Raw genomic sequence first — 20,761 nt, 5'->3', positions numbered from 1 at the left:
TCAAGATTAGGACGATCCTTATGAGTGAAGAAGAAATTTTTGGTGATGCGGCTTTTCTAAGTAAAAGCAATTACGGCCTTCATCCGGAAAATACATTTGCCGGCGTAACGAGTTTTTTTCGCCGTCGTTATAGTCGTGATCTAGATGGGGTTGATGTGGCTATTACAGGGGTGCCTGTTGATACGGCAACATCCGGCCGTCCAGGCACACGTTTTGGCCCACGCGCTATTCGTGAAGCATCCTCCCAAATCGCATGGGAACGTCCATATGATTGGGATTTCAATATGTTCGACGAATTAGCCATGGTGGATTATGGCGATGTCTCCTTTGATCATGGGCGCCTGGAAGATATGCCGGGAGAAATTCGTAATCATATCAAGAATATTCTGGATCAAGACACAGCGACACTGACCTTGGGGGGAGATCATTTTATTACATACCCTGTTTTGCAAGCACATGCTGAAAAACACGGTCCTTTGTCTTTGATCCATTTTGATGCCCATTCAGATACATGGTCCAATGATGACGAAGACGGGCGTGTAGATCATGGTACCATGTTCTATCAAGCCGCAAAGGAAGGGATTATAATTCCAGAAAAATCGGTTCAGATTGGTTTGCGTACAACCAATCCTGATACATTAGGTTTCAATATTTTGGATGCGCGTTGGGTTTCAAAACATGGACCGGAAGCTTGTGCTGCTGAAATCAAACGTATCGTTGGAAATGATAAGGCATATATCACCTTTGATATTGATTGTCTGGATCCGGCCTTTGCACCGGGGACAGGGACGCCCGTATTTGGCGGGGTGACATCACCGGATATGATGATCTTGTTACGTAATCTGGCGGGCATTAATGCGGTAGGCATGGATGTGGTTGAGGTTTCACCACCTTATGACCACGCGGATATCACAGCTTTGGCCGGCGCGACTATTGCCGCTGAGTTACTTGCGATTTACTCCTACAATAAACTGGGTAAGTAAGTGATTTAGAGAAAAAGGTAAAATTTTCAATCTTGTAGTAGTTGTTTCATTTTTCCTCACTATATGTGAAGAAGCGGAAACTTTATGAACAGGAGGTCGATATATGCCTTATATCAATGTGCAAATCACCAAAGGTGCCAATCGTGATCAGAAACGAACCATTGTCAAAGAAATGACAGAAACATTGGTGAGAACACTGAATAAGAAACCCGAACATATCCATATTGTTCTTCAGGAAATTGAAGAGGAAAACTGGGGTTATCACGGTATGTTGACCGATGAGTGGAAAAACTCATCTGATAAAATTATCGAAGTTTAATGTTAAATAAGAAGCCTGTAGATATTATCTATAGGCTTCTTGTTACTATATTTTTTCGTGTTCCATTGGTGGTCGAACATGTTCCAGTAAATCTTTGTCAGAAGCTCCAAAAACTGAATAGTTTGACCGAGCTTGGATAAGGCTTACTTGGTTTGCGCCACCTTTATAATCCGGATCACTTGCTTGAATCGGATCATCTTCCCAAAAACAGACAGGACAAATGTCGTAATTTCCTGTTGCAGGTTCATCTAAGGTTCGATACCCACAGCAAAGGCATTGATATTTTTGTGTGTTTTCCATTTAGTCACTTTAATTGCTTAGCTCTAGATTTGTTGGTTTTCCCAAAGTCTGCCAAAGTTTTAGGTTTCTCTCCATGGCTATTTGGGTTTCACCATTTTCCATCATTTCTTTAAGTCTTAAATTGAAGACATGATTAAGATGTAAACAATTGGATTTTTTTGAAAATGCATTATGAACAAAACCCTCATTTATCGTTTTATCAAGTGCAGTAAATTTATGACTGAGGTTGTTAACTGCTAGAAATGATCGACCGGGATATAGTCCGTGAATGTAATAATTATGTCTGCCTGTTGCTAAAAGTTTATAATTGGAGGCCACACTATTTACCGAAGTCACCGATAGGTTTTCTTCCAAAAAAGCATCAAAGGGATCACCATATCTATCGCCGAGGTTTTTTCCGCCTCTTTTACCAATAAGATCTTCCCACTTATTAAAGGTGAATTCGTCACCCGCCTTTGTCCAAACAACAAAGGGGTTGATGTAAAATGGTGTATCGTTGAAATGGAGATATTGTTGCCTTTCTTTGGTGTTTTTGAGTGCGACGACCATATCAATATCGCCATGTTCTGCGGAACGTAAAACACGTTTCCAAGGGCCGACATATGGTGTTTTTACTTCAATTTTTTGCTCATCAAGTATTTTGCGGGCAATGTCGATACTGGCGCCTATAATCTCATCTTCGTGTCGCCATTGATACGGTGGATAATTAGGGTGACCGGAAATGATAATTTCGTCGCATGCATTCGCCAATGAAATTAAAACAAGATATATGGATATGAAGGCGGTTACAAAAAATGCAAACCTATTATAAAAAAATGATATTTTTAAACTTTTCATAAGACTCAACCCTAAGTTATTTTGTTATAGGGGAATTCATTCATGCAAAGCTTATCACAGAAATAGCTTGTGTGAATATTTTATATTCTAGAAATGATAGAATATGAAATATTACATAAAATTTAATATTATTAAAAATTATGTGATTTATTAATGTAAGATTAATAATTGATAAAATATCGTTAAAAATTGATCAGTTGTATAATTAGAATATTTAAAAAAGTAATTATAAGTTTGGATGATGATGTTGGTATTCCTTTTTCGGTTGGTAAAGTTACTAGAATTTACTCACCTAATTTAGATGAGGAAAATTAAAATATTCAATGAATTCTGTATATTATGGTGAATGTTTTTCTTGCAAAGGTCTTTACATAGAATATCAGCTTTATGAAACTTTTCCCTTAGATTGGTAATAAAACATAGAAATGCTGGGGGGCATTTTGTTGGGGTGTTCGATATCTATGTGATTTTAAGACGGGGGCGCATATGCGTTATCAGGGGAAAGAAGTATTTTTTGATCATGAAAGTTTGATTGTCAGTAAGACGGATCTAAAGGGTAGAATTACATATGCAAATGATGTTTTCTTAAACATCGCGGGTTACACAGAAGATGAGGTGATTGGCCAACCTCATAGCATGATACGTAATCCAAATATGCCGCGTGTAATTTTCGAATTTTTGTGGGAGCGGATAAAGGAAAAACACGAGGTGTTTGCCTATGTTGTGAATTCTACTAAAAACGGGGATCACTATTGGGTGTTAGCACATGTCACACCAAGTATCCTTAACAAGCAGGTTGTAGGATATCATTCTACACGACGGGTTCCTGATCCAAAGATCGTACAGTCGATTATTGAGCCATTATATGACCAACTGAGAAAGATTGAAGAAACTGCATCAAATCGCAAGCAGGGAATTAGAGATTCCATGACTGCTTTAAATGAAATCCTAGCTGATAAAGGAATGGAATATAATGAATTTATGGCTCAATTAGCCAAGGAGAGTAAGCATGTTTAGACGCGCAAATAAAGGGCCAAAAATTAATCATGTCAGACAAGAAACGATAGAGCAGATTCTTGGCGTCATTGAACGTATTTGCCAAGGGGATTTTGAGGCGAGAGTTTCGGGAATTACCAAGGAGGAAGGTGTCGAGCGTAAGCTTTGTCATAAGATTAATGAAATGATTGATCGTACAGATTCTTATGTGCGTGAATCAACTGCAACGCTGAGATTTATGGCTACTAATCGTTATTATCGGCGTGTTTCTGAACATGGTATGCTAGGTGCTTATAGGGATGCGGTTGCCGAAATCAATTCTGCGGCAGATAGTGTGGAAACGAAGATGAATGCCTTTGGTGAATTGGTTAGCACGATTACGGCTGCTTCTACCCAACTAAATGCTAATGCCCAGGATATGTCTACTTCGGTTGCTGATACAGAAAGTTTGTCAGCTAGTGTCGCAGCCGGAGCGGAGGAAGCTGGAGCAAATACAAATACCGTGGCTTCGGCTGCCACCCAGCTTAACACCTCTATCCAAGATATTAATCAACAGGTAGCTAAATCATCCAATATGGCCCAGGCTGCTGTATCTGATGCAGAAGCAGCTAATGATCTGGTTCAAGGTTTGTCTCGTGCCTCAACTGAAATTGAAAACGTTGTCTCTTTAATTAATGATATTGCCGCCCAAACAAATCTATTAGCACTTAACGCAACTATTGAAGCTGCACGTGCGGGGGATGCAGGGAAAGGATTTGCGGTTGTTGCAAATGAAGTTAAGAGCCTTGCTAATCAAACTGCACGCGCGACTGAAGACATTAAGGTACAGGTCGATAATATACAAAATGCATCCGTATCTGCGGTAAGTGCAATTGGTCAAATTTCAAATTCTATAAACAATATCAGTGATGTATCTGCAGGTATTGCAACAGCAGTTCATGAGCAAGGCGAAGCAACAGATGAAATTGCCCGAAATGTACAGGAAGCTGCATCAGGCGTCTCAGAAATTTCCACACATGTTGCCAGCATGACCCAAAATGTTGGAAATGTGAATCGAAGCGCAACGGAAGTGCGGGACGTTTCCAAAGACCTTGCCAGTCAGGCACAAGAATTACAACGTGTGTTGAATAGCTAACTCTATAGAAATTATAGTTTTTAACGGCGTGTCATCTGGCACGCCTTTTCTTTTATGAAATTCTTAGGAATAAATGTTATTCTCTGACCATCCATTGTTTCCAAAATACGAAGCCTATATTTTGTCTGTTAAATGAATAAAGGTTCAGACTTAAGGGATATAAGTTTGGAACTTGGTTAAAGGGATCAGAATTATGACTGTACAGGCTGCGACGACGGAGAAAACATCCGTATTTACTCCAATCTTGTTTGCTGGATGTATCATTCTAATGACAGGATTTGCGATCCGCGCAAGTTTTGGTGTGTTTCAAATTCCAATTGCTGAGGAATTTGGCTGGCTTCGTTATGAGTTTTCTTTGGCGATTGCCATTCAAAATCTGGCTTGGGGTATTGGACAGCCGATTTTTGGGGCGCTGGCAGAAAAATTCGGGGATATGAAGGCAATTATCCTTGGTGCAATTATTTATGCTTTAGGGTTGGTTTTAAGCGCATATTCTACAACACCACTTGGACATCAGCTATATGAAATCTTTGTTGGGTTTGGTATCGCAGGTACAGGTTTTGGTGTGATTTTAGCTGTGGTAGGCCGTAGTGCTTCTGCAGAAAATCGTTCCCTAGCACTTGGTATTGCAACGGCGGCAGGTTCTGCAGGCCAAGTGATTGGTCCACCAATTGCCAATGCGCTATTACAATATATGAACTGGTCAAATGTCTTTTTAGTATTTGCTGTGGCTATCATTGCAGTGTTGGTTGTATTGCCAATGTTACGCACTGAAAAAATGGCGACCAAAGTTGAATTGGAAGAAAGCCTTGGGGAAGTGTTGGTGAAAGCACTAAGAGACCCAAGTTATGCGATGATCTTTCTTGGTTTCTTTTCCTGTGGTTTCCAATTAGCGTTTATTACGGCGCATTTCCCGGCATATGTAACTGAGGTTTGTCTAGGCATTCCAACAGATAGCATCTTACGTGATATTGGTATCGACAGTACCTCTGCATTAGGCGCATTCTCTTTAGCTGTGATTGGCGTTGCCAACATTGTTGGTGCGATTGCAGCGGGGGCTCTGGGTAAGAAATATTCCAAGAAATATTTGTTGGTCACTATTTACGTCTTACGCACAATCGTCGGGGCCCTATTTATCATTTTCCCAATGACACCTTGGTCAGTTATGATTTTCTCTGTGGCGATGGGCGCATTATGGTTGGCAACAGTGCCATTAACATCCGGTTTGGTCGCTTATATCTATGGTTTGAAATATATGGGCACTTTATACGGGCTTGTTTTCCTATCACATCAACTCGGCAGTTTCATGGGCGTGTATCTAGGCGGTGTATTCTATGATGCTTATGGTACATATGATCTTGTATGGTGGATCGGTGTCGGGGTCGGTGCTTTCTCTGCAATTATTCATTTGCCAGTGAAAGAACGACCTTTGACAATGTCTGCGGCGGCGGCTGAATAATCAGCCGCCCACCACATTTAGGCTTTTATGAACCGATCAAAAAAATTGAGGCTAGGTAAGGGGAGTAACATCACCCCGAACTGGCCAAGAGCAACAAGAGCTGTGAAATCTTCTCCCAGTGATCCAGCTGTAATTGCCAAAGTTAATGTCCAGTTTCTATATCCACAAACCAGCCCTGCATTTAGGGCTGTTTTTTTGTCCATCGGTTTGAATAGATAGCTGCTGATCGCCTGCAATGTCAGATTAAAACTGATAACCAAAACTATTAAACTAGCGATTTTATATGGGTCGTTAATTGCTTTATTTAATAATCCGTCCATCAATGAGCAGGCCATTAAACAAAGGCAGATAGTTGTTAATGCTCCAAGTCTCATATCAAGTTTTTGTTGCATTTCTGTTTGGATCAAACGTCGATAGATATAGGCGATTACAAATGGCAGGAATAAAAATATCAACACTCTGATGATAAATGTTTGCAGATCAATATCAGGAATGACGGGTAAAAAGAGAAGCCCGGCGACTAGTAAGGAAATGGGCATTAACAAACTTGATATGACCACATTTTGAATAGTGAAGCCTGCATCAAGATTATTTAATTTTGCAAATGCAGGTGTTGAGAAAACGGGGCCTGCACATGCACAAGCGATTAAGGCTGTTGAGAGTGTATCTGGCAATTGGGCAAGTTTGCAAAATCCCCAGACAATCGCGGGTGTCAAAAAAAGCTGCCAGATGATCAAAATACTCATACGTGTTTTTTGTTTTTCTTTTGCATGGGCAAAATCAGGATCAGGCATTCGCATGAGTGCACATAACATGACCCCAAACAGAAATGCGAAAGTATAGGGACGAATTGTATGACTCACGATTGGTACAAAAAAGCCGAGTATCATCGCTGATAGCACCAGCCAAAATGCATTTTTTGCAATTTTTTCGATCATGAAATGGATAGTATCTTTCTGTCCTGAACTATAAGAAATTAAAAGGATTTTATCAGATTCTTGGTCATATTTGTTATTAAGTTATTAATGTCTGATCTATCTCGTAATAATTTTATTCTTGACCATTTGGTCAAGATTGTCCATTGTTAATTTAGCCGGGAGGCATATAAAAGAATTGATTGAGACAAAATCCAAAAAGGAAGCCGATCAATTCCTGTGGTTAAGGGTCACAAAACGACAAGGCATAGAACTCAGAAAATGAGCCACCTTGTTTGACGCAAATATAGTTGGAGCATCCGTAAGGATATCTATTTGCAAATTCCATTTCCTTATCACAGGTGACGTGCCTCTCATTGAACAGGATCAAGAGAGGGCTTATTTATGAGCAAAAGATTTACTGGGTCTGCCGATGGGCGCCCAATGGATGCTGCACAGATCGAAGCAAATTTTGGTGATATTCATCCTGCGCTAAGTGAAACGCAGGCAATGGCGGAAAGTTCCCGTTGTTTATATTGTTATGATGCACCTTGCGTGACAGCTTGTCCTACATCCATCGATATTCCAAAATTCATTCATCAGATCAGCACTGGCAATATCACTGGTTCCGCAAAGACGATCTTATCGTCTAACATTATGGGCGGGACATGTGCGCGTGTCTGCCCGACAGAAGTGTTGTGCGAAGGATCCTGTGTGAAAAATGCGACGGGTGAGGAACCTGTAAAAATCGGTCAACTACAACGTCATGCAGTTGATGGTTTAATGGAAATGAATGTGCCACATCCATTTTTCAGAGCCGCATCCACAGGTAAGAAAATTGCTGTTATTGGTGCTGGTCCGGCTGGTTTATCCTGCGCGCATCGTTCTGCGATGGCGGGACATGATGTAACTGTATTTGAAGCAAAGCCAAAAGCAGGCGGACTTAATGAATATGGTTTAGCCGCTTATAAAATGGTTGATGATTTTGCCCAAAGAGAAGTTGATTTTCTTTTGGAAATTGGCGGCATCTCAATTGAGTATGATAAAGCTTTGGGTGGCGCCATTAGCCTTGAAAGTTTAAAAGCTGAATTTGATGCTGTCTTTATTGGTGTTGGCCTTGGAGACGTAAACGCGCTTGGTCTTGAAGGTGAAGATAAAAAAGGCGTTGAAAGTGCAATTAACTTTATCGAAGAATTACGTCAGGCAGATAAGAAAACGGATGTGAATGTCGGTGATAATGTTGTTGTGATTGGTGGCGGTAATACGGCGATCGATGCTGCTGTTCAAGCCAAGCGTCTAGGCGCATCTGATGTGACTTTGGTGTATCGTCGCGGCGCAGAGCAAATGACAGCCACTGAATGGGAACAAGATCTAGCGCAAGTGAATGGCGTTAATATCCGACTATGGTCAAAACCTGTCGGTATTAAAGGTAATGGCAAAGTCGAAGGTATGTCCTTTGAGCGTACGATGGTTGATGGTGGCAAACTGGTTGGTACAGGTAAGACTTATGAGTTACCTGCGGATCAAGTTTTAAAGGCAATTGGTCAAGTTTTAGAAACAGGTCCACTTGCGGGCCTTGAAATTGATGGCGGTAAAATCAAGATCGGTGACGATTATCAAACTTCTATCGCTGGCGTGTTTGCGGGGGGCGATTGTATCAAAACTGGCGAAGACTTAACTGTTCAATCTGTAGATGACGGGGCGAAAGCGGCTGAAGCTATGACCCGCTTCCTAAGCGCGTAAGAAGGAGTAGGGATAATGGCTGATTTACGTTGTAAAATTGGTGGCGTTGAAAGTATCAACCCGTTTTGGTTAGCATCTGCACCGCCAACAGATAAGAAATATAATGTTGTACGTGCTTTTGAAGCAGGCTGGGGTGGCGTTGTCTGGAAGACACTAGGTATTGATCCACCTGTGGTTAATATGTCCAGCCGCTATGGCGCCCATCATGACAGTAACCGTGGTGTTCTCGGGATCAATAATATTGAATTGATTACAGATCGTCCGTTGGAAGTGAATCTTCAGGAAATCCGTGAAGTTCGCGAAGAATGGCCGGATCGTGTGATCATCGGGTCTATGATGGCACCTGTTGAAGAAAATGCATGGAAAACGCTTGCTATAAAAATTGCAGAATCTGGCGTGCAAGGACTGGAACTTAATCTTGGTTGCCCACATGGTATGTGTGAACGCGGCATGGGGTCAGCAATTGGCCAAGTCCCTGAAATGGTTGAGAATGTGACGCGTTGGGTAAAAGAGGTTGTAGATATTCCTGTCTTTACCAAATTGACCCCAAATATTACGGATATTCTAGTACCCGCAGAAGCCGCTTATCATGGTAATGCTGACGCTGTCTCCTTGATTAATACGGTTAACTCTATTGTCAGCGTTGATCTGGATGCTATGGCGCCAACACCTACTGTTGATGGTAAAGGATCACATGGTGGGTATTGTGGTTCTGCTGTAAAACCGATTGCTTTGAATATGGTGGGTGAAATCGCCCGCAATCCGGAGACACGTGATCTTGAGATGTCAGCGATTGGTGGTGTAAGTAACTGGCGTGATGCAGCTGAATTTATTGCGCTTGGTGCAAGTGGCGTTCAGGTTTGTACAGCTGCTATGTTGTTTGGTTTCCGAATCGTTGAGGACATGATCGACGGTCTATCCAACTGGATGGATGAAAAAGGATATCAATCAATTGATGACTTCCGTGGGATGGCGACACCAAATACGGTGAACTGGAACGACCTGAATATGAATTATGACATTAAGGCCGTTATTAATAAGGATGAATGTATTGAATGTGGCCGTTGCCATATTGCTTGTGAAGATACATCACATCAGGCGATTACCAAGGTCGCAAAACCAGATGGTGGTAATGAATATACGGTGATAGATGATGAATGCGTGGGCTGTAACCTATGTCTGCATGTTTGTCCGGTACAGGATTGTATCACGATGAAGCGTGTTGACGATGGTCAATCACATCTGACATGGCCGGAACATCCGTTAAATCCAATGCGTTTAGCTGCTGAATAAAAGGGGTATATATTCATGAATGTCATCGCAAAACATCGTAATTTGAGCATCAGTGGGGATCGGCTTTGGCAAAGTTTGATGGATATGGCCAAGATCGGTGCAACAGAAAAAGGCGGCGTGTGCCGTCTTGCCCTGACCGATATTGATAAAGAAGGCCGTGATCTGTTTATTCAATGGTGTAAGGAGGCTGGATGTTCTATTCGCATTGATAAAATGGGGAATATCTTTGCGCGCCGTGAGGGTCGGAACCCTGATCTAAAACCGATCATGACAGGTAGCCATTTAGACAGTCAGCCAACGGGAGGGCGATTTGACGGGGTTTATGGTGTGTTAGCTGGTCTTGAAGTTGTACGTGCCTTGAATGATGCGGATTATGAGACAGAGGCACCAATTGAAGTTGCTGTCTGGACCAATGAAGAAGGGTCACGTTTTGCCCCTGCAATGGTTTCTTCAGGTGTATTTGCCAAGGTATTCGACCTTGAATATGGGTTAAGTCGTGCGGATAGTGATGGCAAAACTATGGGCGAAGAATTGGAGCGTATTGGTTATGCCGGCCCTGATGAGCCAAATATCGATGGTCACCCAGTGGGCGCTTATTTTGAAGCTCATATCGAACAAGGACCGATCCTTGAGGATGAAGAAAAGACTATTGGCGTCGTAACGGATGCTCAAGGACAACGCTGGTATGAAATCACCCTGACCGGGGTGGAAGCACATGCGGGGCCTACACCTATGCATTTGCGTAAAGACGCATTATTAGGCGCCTCCCGTATTGTTGAGGCTGTCAATCGGATTGGTATGGAAAACCAACCTTTTGCCTGTGCGACAGTTGGTATGCTCGAAAATTATCCAAATTCCCGAAATGTAATCCCGGGTAAGGTCTTTTTGACTGTTGATTTCCGCCATCCTGATGATGAAATTCTGGCTAAGATGGATAAGGAATTACGCGAAGCTGTGGACGAAATCACCAAAGGTATCGGCCTTGAAATGGATTTCGAACAAATTTGGTATTATGCACCGATCAAGTTTGAAGATTCATGTGTGAAAGCGGTTCGTGATGGAGTGGAGCTTGGTGGATATTCTAATCGAGATATGGTGTCAGGTGCAGGTCATGATGCATGTTATTTATCCAAGGTAACGCCAACAGGCATGATCTTTATTCCATGTGTTGATGGCATCAGTCATAACGAAGTGGAAGATGCGACACCGGAATGGTGTGAGGCTGGCGGGCAAGTTCTGTTGCAAGCCATGGTCACCAAGGCTGATGAAACTGTTTTAAGTTCTTAATGTGAGCTTTTCGACCAACAATCTCATGTAGATTGTTACTCTCTGACTTGGCTGGCCTCCGCGGGCCAGCCATTTTCTTTATTTACGATCCCAATGGATTTGTTCTTGTCGATGTGAGGCTGATACAAAGCTGTCATGATATTGATACCTATTGGAGATACCATTTGGGATATCCCAATTTGCTTCTGATCCTTCATAGATTGTTAAAAAGTCGCCTTTGGTTAATTCTACATATTCACCTGTATCAAAAGTTAATTTTGCACCACCTTCTTGAACGTATAGAGAGACGGTTTTATCATAGGCATGATGAAAAACAGGATCATTGCAGGTCCAAGTTTCCCAATTCTGAACTTTGCGAATAGTGTCTTTAGTCGCAATACTGTGGCGAAAACTCTTAGTCATTCGTCTTACTTTCTAGTGCTCTATAATATTTGATATCTTCTGGTGCTAATGGTGGTTTACCAAGGATCATATCAGCGGCTTTTTCTGCGATCATAAAAACGCAGGCATTAATATTGGCGCTGGGAACGGCAGGGATTACAGACGCATCAACGATACGTAATCCATTTAGTCCTTTATATTTTAATTCTAAATCTACCACCGCACGTGGATCATCCTCTTTGCCCATGCGGGCAGTGCCACAAGGGTGATAGGCAGAAGAAGCATCTTCACGGATAAACTCATCAAGTTCTTTATCTGTCTGGATATGTGTTCCGGGTAAATCTTCACGACGATGATACGGCTTGAAAGCTGTTTGTGAGAGGACTTCGCGCCCCATCTTCAATCCTTCTCGCATTTCATACCAGTCGCGATCTGTTGCTAAATAATTAGGGTCGATCAACGGTGCATCATTAGGATTACTAGATGCTAATCGAACTGTACCACGGCTTTCGGGGCGCATCGGACCAGCCCCAAGACGATAACCATTTTTATTTGGGTTTGGTATCCAGTTTTCACCGAAGAAAACGGGAAAGAAGTGAAATTGGATATTGGGATGAGTGACATCTTCATCCGTGCGTAAAAAAGCACCCACATGGCATTGGTTAACCGAAGCAACACCTTTTTTGAGGCCAAACCATTGCATGCCAGCCCATAACATCAAATGTGGTTTTAAATATTTGTTCAATGACACTGGTTGATCTGTTTCCACCTGGATATGGGCTTCTAAATGATCGTGTAGATTTTCACCTAACATGGGGGCGTGATGTTTCACGTCGATGCCAATTTGTTTGAGGTGATCTTCCGGACCTAAACCTGATAGCATCAGAATTTGTGGTGTTCCCAAAACGCCAGCAGCCATAATGACTTCTCGTTTGGCGTTAACTGTCATGATTTGATTATTTTTTGCATATTCAACGCCAACCACTTGATCTTTTTCAACTAGGACCCTCAAGACTTTTGCACCTGAGGTAATATCTAAGTTGTCACGTTTAGGTTGGTTGTGAATATATGATCTGGCAGAGCTACTGCGATAGCCATTTTTAACGGACATTTCAAAACGGCTGACGCCTTCTTGCATATAACCATTTACATCTTGGCTAAGTTTATGTCCCGCTTGTTGTCCGGCTTCTAAAAATGCAGCATTAAGCGGATTTAAATCCTCCTGTAATTGGATGCCAACCATACCGTCATCACCACGAAAATCATCCTTGCTTTTGTCATCACGCTGTTCGAATTTTTTAAAATAGGGGAGGCAATCTTTGAAAGACCAACCGTGACAGTCTTCTTTTTCTGCCCAATGGTCATAATCAAGTGGATTCCCCCGTAAGAAGGTCATTCCATTGATGGAAGAGGAGCCACCAAGTACTTTGCCTCGTGGTTGATCAATCTCACGATTGTTGAGATGTGGTTGAGGCGTTGTTTTGAACCAGTAGTTATATTTACTTGTTGGCTTAAATGCTGATCTTAAACCTGCTGGCATTTGAATGATCCAGCTTCTATCATCTCCACCATGTTCAAGTAATAATACTGAATATTTCCCATCCTCACTGAGGCGATGGGCAAGTACACATCCAGCGGTACCTGCGCCAACAATGATATAGTCATATGATTTTGATTTCATTAGAGGTAATCTTCTTCAAATTCACAATTTGTGAGGGGTACAGCACCATTTTTTGTAATGAGTACTGGTTGTTCTAGTTTTACACCTTCCGGTCCGCCAACAGGGCCCACATAGCTTTCAACGCAAACGCACATACCTTCCTCAAAATGACCTGAATATTGCCAGGTTGCATGATCTTCTGGGTAATAAATGACTGGATATTCTACACCAAATCCGATGCCATGAATTTGTTCCGCATAGCGATTTGGGACATAGATATCGTGCATCTTCCATGATTTCTCACTGAATTCCTGATAAGATAAACCCGGTTTTAAGAGTTCCATATTATGTATCAATTGTTCATGCGCATGGGCATAGAGCTGGCGTTGATCATCTGTCGGCTTTTTGTCACCAACCACAAAGGCACGGGTTTGATCACAGAAAACACCATCTGGCCCGATGAGATCACTGTCAAATACCAGCATCTCTCCGTTTTCAATGATTTTATCTGACGATTCCGTAAACCATGGATTTGTATGATGACCGGATGATAGGAGTCTGGTTTCCTGATATTCTCCGCCATGCTCGATATTATATTGGTTCATTAAGGAAAGTAGGTAGTTTTCGGTAACACCGGGTTCTGTTTTATTCCGCATAAACGAAATCGCATCCGTACAAACCTGCATAGATTGACGGATAGAAGCTATCTCTTCTGCGGACTTAATGGAACGCGCATGTTCCATAGGCGCTTTTGCATCAGCTAATTTGATATTGTGTTTTTGTAGAACTAAAAGCGGAAGTAGATCCGCGCGATCTATGCCTAATGTCGCATTAGGTCCACATGTTTGATGTAAAAGATCAATGATTTCCAAGGCCCATTTTTCGGCATGTTCTTCCGCGCGATGACCTGATCCAAAATAATCCCAACTTTTTGCTGGGCGTGCTTCATCAATCGTTTCTAAGTCATCGGATAGATGTAAGGCGCCACCATAGTCGAAAAGTACAACTGGACCTTCAACAGGTACAAATACATATCGCGCTAGATGATGAGACGTCCAGACCTGCATATTTCGACATCCCGTCGCATAACGTAAGTTTAGAGGATCAAATAACACAGCTGCGTCTATGTTAAATTCTTGTAGCAACTTACGGGTACGTTCAAGACGGTAGCCACGCATCTTAACCTGATCAATTTCCATTTTTGGTCACCACCTCATTGAAGGTCTTTATTCATTATAGGGAGTTTAACCTATTGTTTGACAAAATGATTTAAATGAAATTAGATAGTTAAATCAAACGAAATTACTTTAACTATTGATTAAATAAAATTGAACTATGAAGCAGGCATTGGATCTAGAACTAATTCGTACATTTTTGACTGTGCTGGAAGAGGGCGGTCTAAAACTTGCTGCGAATCAATTGCATAAGACACCGTCTGCTGTAAGCATGCAGATCAAAAGGTTGGAAGAAGCTTTAGGTCAAAGGGTCCTTGAGCGCAGTAATCAAGGTTTGTCACTCACTCTCGCAGGGGAGAAATTGAAACGAAAAGGGCAGCAACTTCTGGCTTTAAATTATGAATTACTAGGAGAAATGACAGAGGCGGATATAGAAGGGCAATTGCGTTTTGGATCCCCCGCAGATTATACCCCCACGATTTTACAAAAAATGATCCCGATCTTTCAACGAGAATTCCCTAATGTATCTCCATCAATTATTTTAGAGCCTAGCCGCGCGTTGCGTGCACGCGTTGAAGCGGGGGATCTCGACTTTGCTATTGTTGCAAGTGAGCCTAATAGGGAAACAGGGGATTTATTATGGTCAGAAGAGGTTTCATGGTATGGTAATGCTGTCACGCCTGAAGGTAATCCGCGATACGGCATTTTGGCGACAAATTGTGTGTTAAGAGAAAGATCAACCCGAGAAATTGAATTGTTGGGTCATGATCATATGATCGCATTGGAAGCTTCCACAGTGGATTCGCTACGAGAGGCTGTTGAAGCAGGTTTCTGTCAGTCATTTTTGCCCAGTTCTAGTTCTCATGGGTTAGATAGATCTGAAACTATGGCAGACTTTAAGCCAATGAATTTACAATTCTCATTAATCTTCGGTTCTACTTTTGATAAAGATAATGCGGATCGTATCTCTTCACGTTTATATCAGGCATTAAATGATTAGGCAGAGGGGGGCTGTTAAAGGCCAACCCCACGTAATATGATTTCTGTCACCTGAGATTTCGCTGTTTCGAATTCTTCGTTGGTTAGTGGTCTGTTATCATTCAAAATTTCAATCTGAACATTGAAATCGGCGTAATGCTGTGTTGTTGCCCAAATCATATACATCAAACTGCGAGGGTCGACTTTGGCAATTTTTTCTTCTTCGATCCATTTATCAATAACGATAATACGGCTTTCCAGCCATTCTTTAACATTCTTGCCGATATAATCACTAGTGAATTGTGCGCCACGGATCATTTCATTGGCCCAGATACGAGACCCCAATGGGCGTTCTCGTGATAAATCCATTTTGGCGTGGATGTAGCCTGTTAAAGCTTCACGAGGATCATTTGATTGATCGAATAAATCAGCAGAATGCAACCAGGAATCACAGATATCTTCAATGACACGACGATAAAGCTTTTCTTTGGTAGGGAAGTAATAATGCAAATTGGCTTTTGGAATTTTTGCTTCTTGGGCGATTTTCGCAGTTGTTGATCCCTTAAATCCAAATTCGGCAAATACGCGTTCGGCTGCATTTAAAATTTGCTGTTCATTCTCACGTCGAATTGCCTGTTTGTGGCCTGCATTTTCTTCTTTATTTGCAATGGTTTTTTGAAGTGGCATTTTTTATCCAGAAACTAGTGATCTTTTAATATGCTTTTATCTTGACCATTTGGTCAAGAAAGAATAATCTAATATTACGTAAAGTCCAGTGATTTGAGAAAGGTTCGATAAACGACCTCCTTATTGTTGGTAATATTAATACCCGAAGCTATCAGTAATGAAAATAAGATAGATAGGGGTGACAGGGAAACAGATAAGTAAGGGGCTTTCTAGCGATACATGTATGGTTAGGTGGCGCGGGATTTCTACCTAATCAAAGAATTTGAGATATAGAACGGTATAGGCATATGCGTCCGTTCAGGCAATCTTTGCAAACAAATTCTAAAATAAATAAGAAAACGTAATCATAATCGTTCACCTGTATCGTATTTGATAAGTGCCTCTTGTCGTAGAGGGGCGTTTTGCTATGCCATTAAAAAAGACGCAAAAGAAGATGATGGGCTGTGTTCTTATGCAGCTATCTGCATATGCGCGCTCTCAACAAATAACAACTAATTTCCTGAACATGTTAGATCGGGAATGTAGAGCTGGGGGACAATAAATGTCGACATTACGCGGTGGCCTGATCCAGATGGGATTGAAGGCTGATACAGATAAATCACCTGAAGAAATCCGTCAGGCTATGATTGAGGCGCATATTCCATACATTGAGGAAGCTGGGCAAAAAGGTGTGCAGGTGCTTTGCTTTCAAGAAGTCTTTACCCAACCATATTTTTGTCCAAGCCAAGATAAGAAATGGTATGACGCCGCGGAATATATTCCAGATGGTCCAACCACACAGCTGATGCAGGAATATGCCAAAAAATATCAAATGGTTATTGTTGTACCTATCTATGAAGAGGCGATGCCTGGTGTCTATTACAATACGGCAGCAGTAATTGATGCGGATGGCAGTTATCTAGGGAAATATCGTAAAACACATATCCCGCAAGTTGCTGGTTTCTGGGAGAAATTTTTCTTCAAGCCCGGCGGATCTGACTGGCCGGTATTTGATACGCAATATTGTAAATTAGGCGTTTACATCTGTTATGACCGCCATTTTCCGGAAGGGTGGCGTGCGTTGGCACTTAACGGGGCGGAATATATTGTGAATCCTTCCGCAACTGTTGCTGGGGTCTCCGAATATCTATGGAAATTGGAACAACCTGCTTCTGCTGTGGCGAATGGGTGCTTCATTGGTGCAACCAATCGTGTTGGGCGTGAAGCACCATGGGATATCGGTGAATTTTATGGTCAAAGCTATTTTGTAAATCCGCGTGGTGAAATTGAAAAAGAAGCAAGTCGTGATCAGGATGAGTTGATTATCCATGATATGGATATGTCTATGGTGCGCGAAATTCGCAGCAACTGGCAATTTTTCCGCGATCGTCGTCCGGATACATATGGTCCACTCACTAGAATTGAGTGAGGCAAGATTAAGTTTTTGAGAGTCAGATAAAAAATACAAGCTCTCTTGCCCGATGCATCGGCGGGTATATTTGGGTTCCGATGTACATAAGGTGAATTGCGCGAATTAAACAGGGGCGTGGTTTTCCTATCGCAGTCTGGGAGAAAAACATGACTGATAATACAATATCGGGCGGTGGTGATTATACCACAGTAGATGCCCAAACAGAGGGGGTCGACCTTGATCTTTGGAATGAGGATCAGGCACCAACTACCGCTGAAACTAGAACTTGGGACTGGAAAGCGATTTCTGCTCTTTGGGTGGGAATGGTTGTTTGTGTACCAACCTATATGCTGGCATCCTATTTGATCGGTGCAGGCATGTCCTGGAAAGAAGCCGTTACAACAATTTTATTGGCAAATGTAATCGTGCTTATTCCAATGGTGCTGGTTGGGCATGCCGGAGCGAAATACGGCATTCCTTTCCCGGTTTTACTTCGTTCATCCTTCGGACCAATTGGGGCGAAAATACCCGCTGTTGCGCGTGGTATTGTTGCTTGTGGTTGGTTTGGCATTCAAACATGGGTCGGTGGTTCAGCGATTTACGTGATCCTAAATACCCTATTTGGGGGGGCTCTGGCGGCAGACCCGCTCCCGATTCTCGGCATTAATATATTCCAGTTTATCTGTTTCCTTGCGTTCTGGGGCTTGCATATCTGGTTTATTAAGAATGGTACAGAATCCATTCGCTGGCTTGAAACATATGCAGCTCCATTCCTGTTATTAATGGGATTGGCACTTTTGGCTTGGGCATATGTAAATGCAGGTAGTTTCGGTGAGATGCTATCGACACCAAGTCAGTTTGACGTAGGACAACCGAAGGAAGGACAATTCTGGTCTGTCTTCTGGCCAAGTCTGACAGGTATGGTAGGATTCTGGGCCACATTGGCATTGAATATCCCTGATTTCACTCGTTATGCGAAAAGCCAAAAAGATCAATTCGTAGGTCAAGCAATTGGTCTTCCTATTCCTATGGCTTTATTTGCCTTTATCGCGTCTGCAGTGACATCCGCAACAGTTGTGATTTTTGGTGAACCTATTTGGGACCCAATCGCGTTAACAGAACGTATGGGTGGTTTTGCGATTATCATTGCTTTGGTTGCGTTGGTTATTGCTACATTGACCACAAACCTTGCGGCTAACGTTGTTGCGCCTGCGCACGGTTTTTCCAACTTGTCACCTGCAACCATTTCCTTGAAAAAGGGTGGTTATATCACAGCGGCAATTGGTTTGATCATGTTCCCGTGGATTTTGATCAATCACATTATTGGCTGGTTGATTGCTTATTCCGCATTATTGGGACCAATCGCAGGTATTATGCTAGCTGACTATTACCTTCTTCGTAAACAGAAGCTAGAAGTAGCTGATTTGTTTAAAAGTAACGGTATCTATTCCGCTAGTAATGGTTGGAACTGGGCCGGTGTTCTTGCGTTGATTATTGGTATCTTGCCAAATCTTCCAGGCTTCTTGGCGAGTGTTGGATTGTCAGATGGGGCAAGTGCCTTCTTCATGACGCTTTATACTTATGCGTGGTTTGTAGGCCTGTTTGTTGCAGGTGCTGCATATCTCGTATTGGCAAAGATGATGAATAAATAAAACCAAGTTGTTTATACCTCGGTCAGTCTTCTGGCCGGGGTATAGGCGATTTCAAATAATAAGATGAGGTTAGAGCCTCAATTTAAGTTCAGGAGTTGAATAATATGTCTATCTTAATCAAAGGCGGTACAGTGGTAACAGCGGAGCAAGAAATGCGTGCTGATGTGTATTGTGAAGATGGCGTCATTAAGGCTGTCGGTGAAAATCTGGAAGCTCCTGCTGGTGCGGAAGTGGTTGATGCTGGTGGTCAATATGTGATGCCTGGCGGTATTGATCCGCATACTCATATGCAATTACCGTTTATGGGAACGGTTGCATCCGAAGATTTTGAAACAGGTACTGCGGCTGCGATGGCTGGTGGTACAACAATGATTATTGATTTTGTAATTCCAAACCCACAACAACGCATTATGGAAGCATGGAATACTTGGAATGAATGGGCCGAAAAATCTTGTGCCGATTACTCTTTCCATGTGGCAATTACATGGTGGGATGAAAGCGTACATGCAGATATGGGCACTTTGGTGAATGAGCATGGCGTGAATAGTTTTAAACATTTTATGGCGTATAAAAACGCAATTATGGCAGATGACGAGGTGCTTTATAATAGCTTCACACGTGCCTTGGAACTTGGGGCGATCCCCACTTGTCATGCTGAGAATGGGGAGCTCGTCTTTCAATTACAGCGCAAATTGATGGATATGGGAATGACGGGACCTGAAGCGCATCCTTTATCCCGTCCGCCCGCTGCGGAAGGCGAAGCTGCGAACCGTGCAATCCGTCTTGCCGAAGTTATTGGTGTGCCTATTTATCTGGTACATGTATCAACCAAAGATGCTTTAGATGAAATTTCACGTGCGAGAAGTGAAGGGCATCGCGTGTTTGGTGAGGTTCTCGCTGGTCATTTGGTGTTGGATGATAGTGTGTATCAACATCCGGATTTTGATACAGCGGCTGCACATGTCATGTCACCTCCATTCCGTCCAAAAGGGCATCAGGAAGCTTTATGGAAAGGGTTACAATCTGGAAATCTGCAAACAACCGCGACAGATCATTGTTGTTTCTGCGCGGACCAGAAAGCCGCTGGTAAAGATGACTTTACTAAAATCCCAAATGGCACGGCAGGTGTAGAAGATCGTATGGCTGTTATTTGGAATGAAGGGGTGAATACCGGGCGTATGACCCCAAGTGAGTTTGTTGCATTAACATCAACGAATACAGCAAAGATCTTCAATATTCACCCACGTAAGGGTACGATAGCAGTCGGTGCTGATGCGGATATTGTTGTTTGGGATCCTGCAGGCACGAAAACGATTTCCGCAAAGACACATCATCAACGCATTGATTTCAATATTTTTGAAGGTATGGAAGTGAAGGGCATCCCATCTCATACCATCAGTCAGGGTGTAGTGACCTATAAAGAAGGTGATTTACGTGCGGTTCGTGGTGCTGGTCGTTACGTGAAACGCCCGGCTTTTCAACCTATGTTCCATGCGTTAGAGAAAATTGCGAAGGCAAATGTACCAACGCCTGTAAAGCGCTAACATTAACTTTATAATTAGACTAAGTTTA

Annotated in this window: 19 protein-coding genes; 12 read left to right on the top strand and 7 right to left on the bottom strand. The window is 42.4% G+C overall.

Annotated elements, in window-relative coordinates:
- Positions 1-20 precede the first annotated feature (20 nt).
- The gene (gene speB, locus ACOQOA_RS05380) at positions 21-983 is read left to right on the top strand and encodes an agmatinase (protein WP_420547620.1); all 963 of its coding nucleotides are present in this window, start codon (positions 21-23) and stop codon (positions 981-983) included.
- Positions 984-1,086: 103 nt separating this feature from the next.
- Positions 1,087-1,302 carry a tautomerase family protein gene (locus ACOQOA_RS05375; protein WP_420547619.1) on the top strand — a complete coding sequence of 72 codons (216 nt, stop codon included), beginning with the start codon at positions 1,087-1,089 and terminating at the stop codon, positions 1,300-1,302.
- Between the two features lie 45 nt (positions 1,303-1,347).
- Here ACOQOA_RS05375 and ACOQOA_RS05370 read toward each other — a convergent pair whose 3' ends face one another.
- A complete protein-coding gene (locus ACOQOA_RS05370; RefSeq protein WP_420547618.1) occupies positions 1,348-1,602 on the bottom strand; it encodes a CPCC family cysteine-rich protein in 255 nt (84 codons plus the stop codon).
- A 9-nt stretch (positions 1,603-1,611) separates the two neighbouring features.
- On the bottom strand, positions 1,612-2,439 hold the full coding sequence (locus ACOQOA_RS05365; protein WP_420547617.1) for a substrate-binding periplasmic protein: 828 nt from the start codon (positions 2,437-2,439) through the stop codon (positions 1,612-1,614).
- 486 nt (positions 2,440-2,925) lie between these two features.
- Between ACOQOA_RS05365 and ACOQOA_RS05360 the strand changes: the two genes are divergently transcribed.
- The 3 genes from ACOQOA_RS05360 (at position 2,926) to ACOQOA_RS05350 (ending at position 6,029) form a co-directional block, all read left to right on the top strand.
- Positions 2,926-3,456, top strand: a complete 531-nt coding sequence (locus ACOQOA_RS05360; RefSeq protein WP_420547616.1) for a PAS domain-containing protein — start codon at positions 2,926-2,928, stop codon at positions 3,454-3,456.
- Positions 3,449-4,570: a methyl-accepting chemotaxis protein gene (locus tag ACOQOA_RS05355; RefSeq protein WP_420547615.1), complete on the top strand. Its 1,122-nt coding sequence runs from the start codon at positions 3,449-3,451 to the stop codon at positions 4,568-4,570. Before ACOQOA_RS05360 ends, ACOQOA_RS05355 begins: the two co-directional genes overlap by 8 nt.
- Positions 4,571-4,763: 193 nt before the next feature.
- Positions 4,764-6,029 carry an MFS transporter gene (locus tag ACOQOA_RS05350; RefSeq protein ID WP_420547614.1) on the top strand — a complete coding sequence of 422 codons (1,266 nt, stop codon included), beginning with the start codon at positions 4,764-4,766 and terminating at the stop codon, positions 6,027-6,029.
- Positions 6,030-6,046: 17 nt separating this feature from the next.
- On the opposite strand, the gene ACOQOA_RS05345 is transcribed toward ACOQOA_RS05350, so the two are convergent.
- On the bottom strand, positions 6,047-6,967 hold the full coding sequence (locus tag ACOQOA_RS05345) for a hypothetical protein (protein WP_420547613.1): 921 nt from the start codon (positions 6,965-6,967) through the stop codon (positions 6,047-6,049).
- Between the two features lie 381 nt (positions 6,968-7,348).
- Here ACOQOA_RS05345 and ACOQOA_RS05340 point away from each other — a divergent pair, with 381 nt between their 5' ends.
- The 3 genes from ACOQOA_RS05340 to ACOQOA_RS05330 are packed head-to-tail and all read left to right on the top strand — an operon-like array spanning position 7,349 to position 11,266.
- The gene (locus ACOQOA_RS05340) at positions 7,349-8,686 is read left to right on the top strand and encodes an NAD(P)-dependent oxidoreductase (protein ID WP_420547612.1); all 1,338 of its coding nucleotides are present in this window, start codon (positions 7,349-7,351) and stop codon (positions 8,684-8,686) included.
- A 15-nt stretch (positions 8,687-8,701) separates the two neighbouring features.
- On the top strand, positions 8,702-9,979 hold the full coding sequence (preA, locus tag ACOQOA_RS05335; protein ID WP_420547611.1) for an NAD-dependent dihydropyrimidine dehydrogenase subunit PreA: 1,278 nt from the start codon (positions 8,702-8,704) through the stop codon (positions 9,977-9,979).
- 15 nt (positions 9,980-9,994) lie between these two features.
- On the top strand, positions 9,995-11,266 hold the full coding sequence (locus ACOQOA_RS05330) for a Zn-dependent hydrolase (RefSeq protein WP_420547610.1): 1,272 nt from the start codon (positions 9,995-9,997) through the stop codon (positions 11,264-11,266).
- Positions 11,267-11,344: 78 nt separating this feature from the next.
- Here ACOQOA_RS05330 and ACOQOA_RS05325 read toward each other — a convergent pair whose 3' ends face one another.
- From ACOQOA_RS05325 to ACOQOA_RS05315, 3 genes are read right to left on the bottom strand one after another with little or no spacing between them, the layout of a single operon-like run.
- Entirely contained in the window at positions 11,345-11,668 is a 324-nt protein-coding gene (locus ACOQOA_RS05325; protein ID WP_420547609.1) for a cupin domain-containing protein, read from the bottom strand.
- Complete coding sequence (locus ACOQOA_RS05320; RefSeq protein ID WP_420547608.1) at positions 11,661-13,328, bottom strand: choline dehydrogenase; 1,668 nt, start codon at positions 13,326-13,328, stop codon at positions 11,661-11,663. The genes ACOQOA_RS05325 and ACOQOA_RS05320 overlap by 8 nt, the downstream gene beginning before the upstream one ends.
- On the bottom strand, positions 13,328-14,506 hold the full coding sequence (locus ACOQOA_RS05315; RefSeq protein WP_420547607.1) for a M24 family metallopeptidase: 1,179 nt from the start codon (positions 14,504-14,506) through the stop codon (positions 13,328-13,330). Before ACOQOA_RS05315 ends, ACOQOA_RS05320 begins: the two co-directional genes overlap by 1 nt.
- Before the next feature lie 136 nt (positions 14,507-14,642).
- Between ACOQOA_RS05315 and ACOQOA_RS05310 the strand changes: the two genes are divergently transcribed.
- Positions 14,643-15,482 carry a LysR family transcriptional regulator gene (locus ACOQOA_RS05310; protein ID WP_420547606.1) on the top strand — a complete coding sequence of 280 codons (840 nt, stop codon included), beginning with the start codon at positions 14,643-14,645 and terminating at the stop codon, positions 15,480-15,482.
- Positions 15,483-15,496: 14 nt separating this feature from the next.
- Here ACOQOA_RS05310 and ACOQOA_RS05305 read toward each other — a convergent pair whose 3' ends face one another.
- Positions 15,497-16,147 carry a TetR/AcrR family transcriptional regulator gene (locus tag ACOQOA_RS05305; protein ID WP_420547605.1) on the bottom strand — a complete coding sequence of 217 codons (651 nt, stop codon included), beginning with the start codon at positions 16,145-16,147 and terminating at the stop codon, positions 15,497-15,499.
- 541 nt (positions 16,148-16,688) lie between these two features.
- Here ACOQOA_RS05305 and ACOQOA_RS05300 point away from each other — a divergent pair.
- From ACOQOA_RS05300 to hydA, 3 genes are all read left to right on the top strand, one after another.
- Positions 16,689-17,555 carry a nitrilase-related carbon-nitrogen hydrolase gene (locus tag ACOQOA_RS05300; RefSeq protein ID WP_420547604.1) on the top strand — a complete coding sequence of 289 codons (867 nt, stop codon included), beginning with the start codon at positions 16,689-16,691 and terminating at the stop codon, positions 17,553-17,555.
- Between the two features lie 149 nt (positions 17,556-17,704).
- The gene (locus tag ACOQOA_RS05295) at positions 17,705-19,189 is read left to right on the top strand and encodes an NCS1 family nucleobase:cation symporter-1 (RefSeq protein WP_420547603.1); all 1,485 of its coding nucleotides are present in this window, start codon (positions 17,705-17,707) and stop codon (positions 19,187-19,189) included.
- 104 nt (positions 19,190-19,293) lie between these two features.
- On the top strand, positions 19,294-20,733 hold the full coding sequence (hydA, locus tag ACOQOA_RS05290; RefSeq protein ID WP_420547602.1) for a dihydropyrimidinase: 1,440 nt from the start codon (positions 19,294-19,296) through the stop codon (positions 20,731-20,733).
- Positions 20,734-20,761: the final 28 nt, after the last annotated feature.

The sequence above is a fragment of the Curvivirga sp. genome, from assembly GCF_965219885.1.
Taxonomy (GTDB): Bacteria; Pseudomonadota; Alphaproteobacteria; order UBA8366; family Aestuariispiraceae; genus Curvivirga.
Note: the sequence above shows the minus strand (reverse complement) of the source record. Positions and strands in the feature narration are given on the sequence as shown.